Origin of the sequence: Aerococcus urinae (genome assembly GCF_001543175.1) — a bacterium.
Taxonomy (GTDB): Bacteria; Bacillota; Bacilli; order Lactobacillales; family Aerococcaceae; genus Aerococcus; species Aerococcus urinae.
The window spans coordinates 1691301-1703767 of the sequence record NZ_CP014161.1 but is presented as its reverse complement, the minus strand read 5'-3'; the positions used below and the strand labels follow the sequence as shown (position 1 = coordinate 1703767).

3 protein-coding genes and 1 pseudogene are annotated in these 12467 nt (G+C 46.3%); all 4 read left to right on the top strand.

Going from position 1 to position 12467, the window contains the following annotated elements; translation table 11 throughout:
- The first annotated feature begins 152 nt into the window (after positions 1 to 152).
- A complete protein-coding gene (gene galU / locus AWM73_RS07745) occupies positions 153 to 1028 on the top strand; it encodes a UTP--glucose-1-phosphate uridylyltransferase GalU (protein ID WP_060778804.1) in 876 nt (291 codons plus the stop codon).
- 87 nt (positions 1029 to 1115) lie between these two features.
- Positions 1116 to 2048 carry a thioredoxin-disulfide reductase gene (gene trxB, locus AWM73_RS07740; protein WP_082702888.1) on the top strand — a complete coding sequence of 311 codons (933 nt, stop codon included), beginning with the start codon at positions 1116 to 1118 and terminating at the stop codon, positions 2046 to 2048.
- A gap of 683 nt (positions 2049 to 2731) precedes the next feature.
- On the top strand, positions 2732 to 5113 hold the full coding sequence (locus AWM73_RS07735; protein WP_158083597.1) for a G5 domain-containing protein: 2382 nt from the start codon (positions 2732 to 2734) through the stop codon (positions 5111 to 5113).
- A gap of 16 nt (positions 5114 to 5129) precedes the next feature.
- A pseudogene (locus AWM73_RS09195) lies at positions 5130 to 11999 on the top strand (collagen-flanked surface repeat-containing protein); the annotation flags it as partial.
- Between the last annotated feature and the right edge of the window lie 468 nt (positions 12000 to 12467).

The following is a 12467-nucleotide window of genomic DNA, read 5'->3' as shown; positions in this document are numbered from 1 at the left end:
TTATTGGGAACTAGCAATCGATAAAAAAGTACTAAGAATCCCCTTAAGGCTTGCTAAATTGCAAAACAACTTTTACATTAAGAGAAGAGACTAGTGACGCCAACTGTCACAATAATTACCGTGAAGATGGATTCACGAATAAAGGAGTAGCTATGACGAAAGTAAGAAAAGCCATTATCCCTGCCGCTGGTTTAGGAACCCGTTTCCTACCAGCCACCAAGGCGATGGCCAAAGAAATGTTACCAATTGTTGATAAACCCACCATCCAATTCATCGTGGAAGAAGCCCTGGCCAGTGGGATTGAAGATATTTTAATCATTACTGGAAAGAACAAACGTCCGATCGAGGACCACTTTGACTCCAATATTGAGCTGGAAGAAAACCTCCATGCCAAGGGCAAGGATGACTTACTGGAAATTGTCCAAGAAACCATTGGCCTCAACCTCTTCTTCAAGCGCCAATCCTATCCTAAGGGACTAGGGGACGCGGTCTTACAAGCCAAGGCCTTTGTCGGCGACGAACCCTTTGTGGTTATGCTGGGCGATGACTTGATGGAAGATGCAGTTCCTTTGACAAAACAATTGATCGACGCTTATCATGAGACTCATGCCTCAAATATTGCCGTCATGCGGGTGCCTCATGAAGATACGGGTAAGTACGGGATAATCGACCCCGAAGCCCAATATAAGGACGGGATCTACAATGTCCGCCAATTCGTGGAAAAACCTGACCCTAGCGAGGCACCGAGTGACTTGGCTATTATCGGTCGCTACCTCTTGACCCCAGAAATCTTTGACCTCTTGGAAACCCAAGAGCCTGGGGCCGGTAATGAAATCCAATTGACCGATGCCATTGACCGTTTGAATAAAACACAAAGGGTCTTCGCCCTGGAATTCAGCGGCCAACGCTATGATGTCGGCAATAAGTTAGAATATATGAAAACCTGTATTTCCTATGGCCTCCGCCATCCTGAAATCAAAGACGACTTACGCGCCTACCTACTTGACTTAGAGAAGGACTTGAAATAATTGTTTAGTCCGCTGGGTTCCTGTCGCGCAGATCGTTTGGAGGCTGGGGATTCAGTGTGACTAAAGAGAAAAAGTGGAGGAATCAACGTGAGTGAAGAAGTTAAGACTTATGATGTGATTGTTATCGGTGCCGGACCAGCCGGCTTAACGGCCGCCTTGTATGCTTCCCGGGCTAATTTAGCGGTGGCTGTCTTAGAACGGGGAGTTCCTGGTGGGGAACTGATTAATACTGCCACGGTGGAAAACTACCCCGGCTACAAGAGTATTTCTGGACCGGACCTGGCCAACAAGATGTACGAAAGCGCCATGCAATTTGGAGCCGAGTATGTCTTTGGTAATGTGAAGAAAGTAATCCCTGGTAAACCTTACCACCTGATTGAAACCGATAATGGGGATTACAAGGCCAAGGCTATTGTTATCGCTACCGGATCAGTGCATCGAACCTTGGATGTGCCTGGAGAAGAAGAATACAATGGTCACGGGGTTTCCTACTGTGCCGTTTGTGACGGGGCCTTCTATAAGGGCCGCGACATCAAGGTGGTCGGTGGCGGCGACTCGGCTGTGGAAGAGGGGAGCTACCTGACCCAATTTGCCAACACGGTCGACATTATCCACCGCCGGGACCAATTACGGGCCCAAAAAATTCTCCAAGACCGCGCCTTTGCTAACGACAAGATTTCTTTTACCTGGGATAGCGTGGTTAAAGAAATCAAAGGCGACGGTAAGCAAGTTACCAGCATTGTGGTGGAAAATGTTAAGACCCATGATCTGACTGAAGTCCCAGCTGGCGGGGTCTTCATCTATGTGGGGCTCCTGCCTAATAGTGAAGCATTTCGTGATTTAGGCATTACTGATGAAGAAGGCTGGATCCTAACCGATGAAAACATGGCCACCACTGTACCAGGAATCTTTGCCTGTGGGGATGTCCGCAAGAAGAAATTACGCCAAGTCTCCACCGCAGTCGGTGACGCCGGCAGCGCAGGACAAGAAGCCTACCAATACGTGGAAGCCTTAGGATAGAGTGCGACAAGCGCATCGAAGAGCAAGACCGCTGGAAGAAAAAGGCGTCTAAAATCTCAAAGAGAATTTAGCGCCTTTTTCTGAAGCGGACGCTTGCTCTGCGCTTGGAGCAGGTTTGGATAGAGTGCGACAAGCGTGTCGAAGAACAAGTTTTGATGATATAGTTTATATTTTATTAAGAGACTGGAACTTTTGTCCTGGTCTCTTTTTTTTGTGCGCTCAGAGAAGAAATTTTCAGCTTGAGATTTTCTGGAGAGTTCTGTTTAGCTAAGCGGTGAAAGTTTTATCCGATGATATGCAATCGATTATATTTATCAAGTGAAAAAAGTTTTTGTTCAGCAAAACGAAAAATAATTAAATTATTTCCAAATAAAGTTAATAATAAATATAATAAAATGTTTTTGGGCTATTATCCTCTTGAAAAATATATACCATAAGCAAAAGAGAAATGCCGTTAAATCAAGCTTCCTGGACTTTTTCAAGCGATAAATACTTATTAGTTTAAAAAATAATCAGGAGTTTTGATTTATTTTTAAAAATCTGCTAGTTTTTCAATTTCTTTTTTGCTTAACTAATAGCGAATTTTTATATTTTATTATACATTATTTGCTTTTTACACTTAAAAACTAAGAAGAATATAAAGAGGGTAATCAAAACATATGCTAGGGAAGAATAACTTTAAAATGATCAGTGAAAAAAGTAGCAATCGCTCCTATCGCTATGCCATCAAACGCTTAAATATCGGTGTGGCTTCAGTCGCTGTTGCTGTCGGCTTGCTCTTTATGGGAGAGACTTCTGTGGCTCATGCAGCTTCAATTGAAGGCGTAGCAAGTGAAAATGTAGCCGACCTTGCAAACGGTCAAGGCCATTCATCAGGAGAGGCAGATAAGGCAGTTTCTCCAGACAGCAGTTATTCCTTGACTGATAAGGTGAGCGAATCAACCAGCCGACCAGTCTTCAGTACAGAAAATCGGGCGACTTACTATACCGACCTGGAAGCCAGCGATGAAGTGCTTGTGGGTGGAGACGAGCAACCTGCCTACGTTGAATATAACCGAGAAGCTGACCAAACGCGCACCGTCGAAGACCGGGTCATTGACCGTAAGGAAGTGACTGATAGCCGAACCGTCACAGAAACTGGCCTGGGTAGAAATCATTTTGATCGGATAGGTCCCAATGTGACCAAATTTGACCCGACAGAATATAACCCAGCCAAGGCCGACCGTGGCCCTGAGAATGTTCAATCAGTTCAATTTGGCAATAGCAATGCCTTGGGATCACGGATGATTCACAATGTTCAAAGCCAACGCGGCGCCTTGGTGAAGAAGGAGGCGGTGAGCTTCGACAAAGACTTTGAGTTGAATTTAGAAGTTCGCCTGGACCACCACAACAATACCACGGCTGCAGACGGCTTTGGTTTCTTATTTATTGAAGGCGCCAACAAGGGTCAAGACTACCTCAATCAAGGCGGTATTCTCAAGAACCGCGGCGTCGCTAAGGCATTTGGTTATAAGATTGACATTCGTTACAACCCAGAAACCAATCAGATGGATAAGCAAGGCATGTCTAACCGCATTGCCGGCAACCAACATCGTGGTTACACAGCCTTCGTTCGCAATGACCAAGCAGGGACCAGTCGGATTGTCGGGTCTAGCCATGGTTTTGAATACAACAACAAGCGGATGCAAGGCCGTTATGAACGTGACGCTGATCAATTCCGTCCTGAAGAATTTGAGCCACTGCTTTTGAAATACAGCGCCCGTAGTGGTCAATTCCAAGCCATCTATGGGGACGGGGCTGGCCGCATTGTCCAATCCATCAATGCCCAAGCCTTGGGGATTGACCGCCGTAAGCAATATACTTTCGCCATTACCTCTGAAGTAGCCCCCTACTACCGTGGAGGTGCTGGGGTGGCTGTTCGTCAAGACGGTACGGCCCGGATCACATACTCTAAGCAAGAGAAAGGGCGTGTCGAAGAAACCCGCCTAGTCCGCCAAGAAAGAGCGAGTGGTTTCGATACCATTTACAAGTACAACCCCAATCTTGGCAAGGGTCTGCGACGGACGATCCAAGAAGGCAAGAAGACTATTGTCGAAAGTCAAATCCATATCAAAACCATCAACAAGAAAGAAGTCAGTCGCCGCTTAGTGAGCGAAAGAGTCCTTCAACAAGGGCAAAATCGCATTATCGAAATCGGCACCCAAGAGGTTCGCCAAGACTCTCAAGTAACCGTTAAGGAAATTCCTTACCAAACCATCACTCGTGAGAATCCTAACCTTGCAAAAGGAGAACGTCGCGTGATTCAAAGCGGAATCACCGGCCGCGTCGAAGAAACCACAACAACGACTTACGTCAATGGACGTCCACAGCCTAACCCAGAAATCACTAGCCGAGTAGTCCGTGACAAACGTGATGAAATTGTGGAAGTCGGTACCCAAGAAGTTCGTAAAGATTCCCGAGTAACTGTCAAGGAAATCCCTTATCAAACCATCACTCGCGAGAATCCTAACCTTCCAAAAGGTGAGCGCCGTGTGATTCAAAGCGGAATTACTGGTCGCGTAGAAGAAAGAACCGTGACCACTTACGTCAATGGGCGTCCACAACCTAACCCCGAAGTTACCAGCCGTGTCCTCCGCGACAAACGCGATGAGATCGTGGAAGTGGGAACTCAAGTTGTTGAAGTGAGAAGAGAAATTATAGTTAAAACAACTGATCCGAGAGTAATTGTGATAGATGATAGAACATTAGCTCCCCGAGAAGAAGTCGTTGTTAATCCTGGTCGAAAAGGGAAAATTAAGACAATCATTGAAACGACCTACATTAATGGAGTCCCTCAACCCAATCCAAAGGTAATTCGAACAGTTCTTGCAACGCCAATGAATCGAGTTATTCGACGAGGATTCACTTTTGACAGCTTTAGTCGTTCAAGTGAAAGAAGTTCAGTTCCAACAGCTTATTCCAATTCTCGAAGATATCGCCCATCAACCTATCGTCCAACTCGCGTGAGACGTTCTGCTAGAGCGCATTATTACAGACCTTCTTACTCAGGTTCCTTTAGAAGATAAGAAAGGAGAAACATATATGTTAGGAAAGAACAATGTCAAATTATACCGTGAAAAAATGGCGAATAAATTCTATCGCTATTCTATTAAACGCTTAAATATCGGAGTGGCTTCTGTGGCAGTCGCTGTTGGTTTGCTCTTTATGGGAGACGCTGCGGTAGCTCAAGCCGCCGTTAATGAAGCAGCCGCCGCTGAAACAAAAGTCAGCCTTCCAAGTAGTCAAGACCAAGGGCTAAGCTCAAGTCAAGGACAAATCAGTCCAGCTGACTTAGCTAGTTCGGACAAGGGTCAAGCCGTTGACAAAAAGGCTACAGCAAGTCAGCCAGTAAGTCCTCAAGAAAATGACAATCAGCCAGCCGCGCTTCCCTTAGATGAAAATACCCCAGCCAGTCCAACAGCCGTTTCTCTTCCAGAAACTCCAAAAGCTGAAGTGACAAGCACATCAGCGCCAAGTAACGATCTAACTTCAAGTTCGATAGAAGAAACAACAAGTCTTGCTCCAGAAGAAACACTTGCGACTACTTATGAAGCGCCAGAAAACGATCAACCGCCTGTGGTTACTGATAATCAGGCTAATTCATTAAGAATTGAAAATGAGAATCTTGAAGGGGATAAGAATGGCCAACGTTACCAAGATTATTTTGGTGGTCAAGCAGAAGCAGGTAAAACCATTAAGGCAGTTTATATCCATGATGGTGTAGAAACGCCAATTGGAGAGACTGTTGCTGAGTCCGATGGTTATTGGAAAATTCCATTAGGCGCCGTCAAAGAATTGCGTGATGGTGATAAGGTTCGAGTAACAGATGGAAGAACAAGCAAAGAAGTTTCTGTTGATAGCAAATTTGGAGCAGTCATTAGTCACTCTCCTCAAATTGTCAATGAAAAGGGAAATGGTAATTTAACCTTAGCTAGCAAAGAATTTTACATTGGTTTTGTTGATGGCATTGGCAAGCAATTGTCTGCTGTTGGAGCTAGAGTAATTGTTACTTATCCTGACGGAGACCCAGAGGAAAAACCACAAGAAATTCCAATAAATACTGCTGAAGATAAGGTAACTGTTAGGATTCCTAAAAATCATCTTCCACTAAAAGTGTTACCAGGGACTCAATTAAATGATTATGCTAATTCTGGAATTGAAATAACTTATGTAGATAGAAATGGCAAACCTATCGTTCTGAACGATTTCACTAGAGAATCGGTAAAAAGAGCGTATAAAAATAAAGAACGTACTTTCAATGTTCTTGATGGACTACCACTAACGAACGTTCCACAAATTGTTGATATCTATAAAATTTCTGGGACAGTCTATGATGACCGCAATGGTGATGGTTCAAGTACTGGCGACCAAACCCTAAGTAACATTAAGGTCAACCTCTACAACCCTGACGATGGGAAATTGCTAGCCAGCACAACCACCGACCTGAATGGCCGTTATACTTTTGAAGAATTACCTGGATACAATAGCTATGTGGTGAAATTTGAAGAACCCAATCGTTTTTCCACGGTTAAGGCAGGCAAGCAATTTGTCGGCACGGAAAAAATCATTAAGAATCTTAAGAAAGATGAAGTGGTTGACACAGCCTTTCGCAAGATTAAGCATTATGAAGTGCGTACTGAAACTGACAAGCACAGCTCATCGGTCGAGACAACCCCTCTCCTTCCTAAGGGTGTCCGCGTGGTTAAACAAACCGGCCATGACGGCGTCAACCGCGTGATTTATGAACAAACCCGTGATGTCTTAGGCGATGAGAACTTAACCGAAGACAACTTTACCGATTACTACACCAAGAAGAATTCCAAGGAATTGATTAAGCGTCAAGATGAAGTCATTCTTGAAGGAACTGGTTCAGCTCTCCCAGATCTGGCTATCGATGTCCAAACCAAGCCTGGGGAAAAAGATGGCAAAAAGGGAACCTATGTCACCTTTACCTATCCAAAATATGATCAAGAGGGCAATAAAACCACTGAAACCAAGACTGCCTTCATTCCAGACGGTGCTAAAGGTGATACCGGTGCCCAAGGGCCTCAAGGTGCTCCAGGTGAACCAGGAAAAGACGGTGGAACGCCACGCTTAGCCATTGTTAAAAATGAGAAGAAAAATCCCCAAGAGCCAAATTCTTATACAATAAAGATTACTAACCCCGATGGAACCAGCCACCAAGCCGTTATTGCAGATGGTAAGGATGGCAAGTCTCCTGAAATTGACTGGGTGGATAATAAAGATGACACCTATACCGTAAAAGTTAAAGATGTCGATGGGACCACCCACTCAGCTACAATCAGAAACGGTAAAGATGGTAAAACCTTCGCACCAGTTATCAAAAAAGACAAAAACGGTGTAACCACCATCAAGTTCTACCCAGTGAATCCAGAAACCGGCCAGCCCGACACCAGCCAAGAAGCCGTTGCCATAGGTGAAATCAAAGATGGTGAACGCGGTCCCCAAGGGGAAAGAGGCGCTCAAGGTCCTAAAGGGGACAAGGGTGACCAAGGAGAAAGAGGACTACAAGGTGCAACCGGTGCCCAAGGTCCAAAAGGAGACACAGGTGCACAAGGCGCCCCAGGTGAAAAAGGAAAAGATGGCGAAAATGGCAAGTCCCCATCCATCTCAACTAAGGATAACGGTGATGGTAGCTACACATTAACAATCACCAATCCAGATGGTTCAACCAATAGCACAGTAATCAAGAATGGTGTCGATGGTAAAGACGGCCTTGAACCAACAGTAACAGCTAAGCGTAACCCAGATAATAACGGTGTCACCCTAACCATCACCCCACGGTCTCGAGATGAAAAAGGCAATATCGTATCTGGAACACCACAAACAGTGGAAATTAAAGATGGAGCCAAAGGGGATCGAGGTCTAAAAGGAGACACAGGAGCTCAAGGCCCACAAGGTCCTAAAGGTGACAAAGGTGACCAAGGTCTTCCAGGCGAAAAAGGTGCCAAGGGAGATAAAGGTGAAACCGGCGCTCAAGGAGCTGCAGGAACCAACGGAAAAGATGGTAAGAATGGCGCAGACGGCAAGTCCCCAGAAATCTCTAGCGCCGAAAACGCAGATGGCAGTCACACCATCACCATCAAGAATCCAAACGGCACGACCACTTCATTTGTCGTGAAAAACGGCCAAAAAGGTGAAGCCGGAGCCCCAGGTAAAGATGGCAAATCACCAATTGTTTCAGCACAACGTGGATTCTCTGACAATACTAATAAAGTTCCAGGAACCTGGTTACGCATTAAGAATCCAGAGACCTTAGAAACCACCAACAATATCTTTATTCCAGACGGTGCTAAAGGTGAAAGAGGTGAAACCGGCGCTCAAGGCCCACAAGGTGAACGTGGTGTTGCAGGTGATAATGGTAAATCCTTCATCCCAGTGCTCACAAAAGACAATAATGGCACAACCACCATCAAGTTCTATCCAGTGAATCCAGAAACCGGTAAAGCTGATACCAGCAAAGAAGCCGTTGCTACCGGTGAAATTAAAGATGGCGCTAAAGGAGAAGCAGGGGCTCAAGGGCCACAAGGCGAAAAAGGCGCTGACGGCAAGTCCCCAGAAGTTTCAACCACGGAAACAAAAGATGGACACACCATCACCATCAAGAACCCAGATGGCAGCACGACTTCATTTGAAGTCAAGAACGGCCAAAAAGGTGACCAAGGTGAACGTGGTCTTCAAGGCGCAGCGGGTGCTGATGGTAAAGACGGCCTTGCGCCAAAAGTAACCGCTGTTCGTAACCAAGCCAATGATGGGGTAACTCTCACCATCACGCCTCAAAGTCGTGACGCCCAAGGCAAGATCGTTGACGGTACTCCACAAAGTGTCGACATCAAAGATGGCGCTAAAGGTGAAGCCGGTGCCCAAGGGCTTGCTGGTAAAGACGGTCTAGCACCAAAAGTAACAGCTGAGCGAAATGTGGCTAACAATGGTGTCACTTTAACCATCACTCCTCAAATTCGTGATGACAAAGGCAATATCCTTGACGGTAAACCACAAACTGTTGAAGTCAAAGATGGTCAAAAAGGTGACGATGGGAAATCTTTTGCTCCAGTGCTCACAAAAGATAAAGATGGCGTAACCACCATCAAGTTCTATCCAGTGAACCCAGAAACCGGTAAGGCTGACACCAGTAAAGAAGCGGTTGCTACAGGTGAAATCAAAGATGGCGCTAAAGGTGAACCAGGCGCTCAAGGTCCGCAAGGTCTAAAAGGTGATCAAGGTGAAAGAGGCTTACAAGGTGAGCGTGGCGAAAAGGGTGAAGCCGGCGCTCAAGGCCCACAAGGTGAAAAAGGGAAAGATGGTGTGGACGGCAAGTCCCCAGAAATTTCTACCACCGAAAACGCAGACGGCAGCCACACCATCACTATCAAGAACCCGAATGGTACCACCAACTCATTTACTGTTAAGAACGGTGAAAATGGGGTTGCTGGAACTAACGGTAAAGATGGAAAAGATGCTGCTCCACTAACTGTTACCAAGACTGAAAAAGATAAAGAAGGCAATACAGTTGTTACCTTATCTGATGGCACAGTCCTCAATATCGCAAAAGGTGATAAAGGTGACCAAGGTCTCCCAGGCGAAAAAGGTGCCAAGGGAGATAAAGGTGACACAGGTGCTCAAGGTCCACAAGGTCAAAAGGGTGACAAGGGAGATCGTGGAGAAACCGGCGCCCAAGGAGCTGCGGGAGCCAATGGAAAAGATGGTAAGAACGGCCTAGATGGCAAGTCACCAGAAATTTCCAGTGCCGAAAACGCAGACGGCACTCATACCATCACCATCAAGAATCCAAATGGTACTACCAATTCATTCGTCGTGAAGAACGGTGAAAAAGGTGCTCAAGGGCTAAAAGGTGAGCCAGGTGCTCAAGGTCCAAAAGGGGATAAGGGTGACCGAGGCGAAAGAGGTCTACAAGGTGAACGTGGTGCTGCAGGAGCTAACGGCAAGACCTTCGCCCCAGTACTTACAAAAGACAAAGATGGCGTAACAACCATCAAGTTCTATCCAGTAAATCCAGAAACCGGCAAAGCTGATACGACTAAAGAAGCGGTTGCCACGGGTGAAATCAAGGACGGAGCCAAAGGTGAAGTCGGCGCTCAAGGACCACAAGGCGAAAAAGGTAAGGATGGCGCAGACGGCAAGTCTCCAGAAATTTCCACCACTGAAACTCCAGAAGGACACACAATCACCATTAAGAATCCGAACGGCACGACCACTTCATTTGTTGTGAAGAATGGTGAAAAAGGTGCCAAGGGTGAAAAGGGCGACACCGGTGCGGCTGGCGTAAACGGCAAAGACGGTCTAGCACCAAAAGTAACCGCCGTTCGTAATAAGGCTAATGATGGTGTGACCCTCACTATCACCCCTCAAAGTCGTGACGACAAAGGAAACATTGTAGATGGCACCCCACAAATTGTGGATATCAAAGACGGAGCCCAAGGTGAAGCTGGAGCTCAAGGGCTTGCTGGGAAAGACGGTCTGGCACCAAAAGTAAGCGCTGATCGAAATGAAGCTAACAATGGCGTCACTTTAACTATTACCCCACAAATCCGTGATGACAAAGGCAATATCCTTGATGGTAAACCACAAACCGTTGAAGTCCACGATGGTCTAAAAGGTGACGACGGTAAATCCTATGCCCCAGTTGTTACAAAAGATAAAGATGGTGTAACCACCATTAAGTTCTATCCGGTGAATCCAGAAACCGGCAAAGCTGATACTACTAAAGAAGCTGTTGCCACAGGTGAAATCAAAGATGGAGCCAAAGGTGAACAGGGTGCTCAAGGGCCACAAGGTCTTCAAGGTGAAAAAGGGAAAGATGGTGTGGACGGTAAGTCACCAGAAATCTCTAGTGCTGAAAATCCTGACGGCAGCCACACCATCACTATTAAGAACCCGAATGGTACCACCAACTCATTTACTGTTAAGAACGGTGAACAGGGGGTCGCAGGAACTAACGGTAAGGATGGTAAAGACGCCGCTCCACTAACTGTCACCAAGACTGAAAAAGATAAAGATGGCAATACAGTCGTTACTCTATCTGACGGCACAGTCTTAAATATCGCAAAAGGGGACAAGGGTGATCAAGGTCTCCCAGGCGAAAAAGGTGCCAAGGGAGATAAAGGTGACACAGGTACTCAAGGCCCACAAGGTCAAAAGGGTGACAAGGGAGACCAGGGGGAACGCGGTGCTCAAGGAGCTGCAGGAACCAACGGAAAAGATGGTAAGAATGGCGTAGACGGTAAGTCACCAGAAATCTCCAGCGCTGAAAATCCTGACGGCACTCACACCATTACCATCAAGAATCCAAACGGCACGACTACTTCATTTGTTGTGAAAAACGGTGAAGCCGGAGCGCCAGGTAAAGACGGCAAATCGCCAGTTGTATTTGCCCAACGCGGTTTCTCTGATAATACGAAGAAAGTGCCCGGAACCTGGTTACGGATCAAGAACCCAGACACCCTAGAAACGACTAACAACATCTTTATTCCCGATGGTGCCAAAGGTGATAAGGGTGACACTGGTGCTCAAGGTCCAAAAGGAAACCAAGGTGAACGTGGCCTAGCAGGTGATAATGGTAAATCCTTCGCCCCAGTCCTTACAAAAGACAAAGATGGCGTAACAACCATCAAGTTCTATCCAGTAAATCCAGAAACCGGCAAAGCTGATACGACTAAAGAAGCGGTTGCCACGGGTGAAATCAAGGACGGAGCCAAAGGTGAAGTCGGCGCTCAAGGACCACAAGGCGAAAAAGGTAAGGATGGCGCAGACGGTAAGTCCCCAGAAATTTCAACCGCTGAAACAAAAGATGGCCACACAATTACCATTAAGAATCCAGACGGCAGCACGACTTCATTTGAAGTCAAGAACGGCCAAAAAGGTGATAAGGGTGATAGAGGTGAAGCTGGAGCAAACGGCAAAGACGGCCTAGCACCGAAAGTAAGCGCCGTTCGTAATCAGGCCAATGACGGTGTAACCCTCACCATTACTCCACAAAGTCGTGACGCCAAAGGGAACATTGTAGATGGCATCCCACAAAGTGTCGATATCAAAGATGGAGCTAAAGGTGAAGCCGGTGCCCAAGGCCTTGCTGGAAAAGATGGTCTGGCTCCAAAAGTAACTGCTAAACGGAGCGATGCCAACAATGGTGTCACTTTAACTATTACCCCACAAATCCGTGATGACAAAGGGAATATTGTTGACGGTAAACCACAAACCGTGGAAGTCCATGATGGTATCAAAGGAGATAAAGGGGTTGCAGGTGACAACGGCAAGACCTTCGCCCCAGTGATCACAAAAGACAATAATGGCGTAACTACTATCAAATTCTATCCAGTAAACCCAGAAACCGGTAAGGCT

What these genes read in the sequence shown, in the direction of transcription:
- galU (WP_060778804.1), top strand. Translation starts at nt 153, where the DNA reads ATGACGAAAGTAAGAAAAGCCATTATCCCTGCCGCTGGTTTAGGAACC.
- AWM73_RS07735 (WP_158083597.1), top strand. Translation starts at nt 2,732, where the DNA reads ATGATCAGTGAAAAAAGTAGCAATCGCTCCTATCGCTATGCCATCAAA.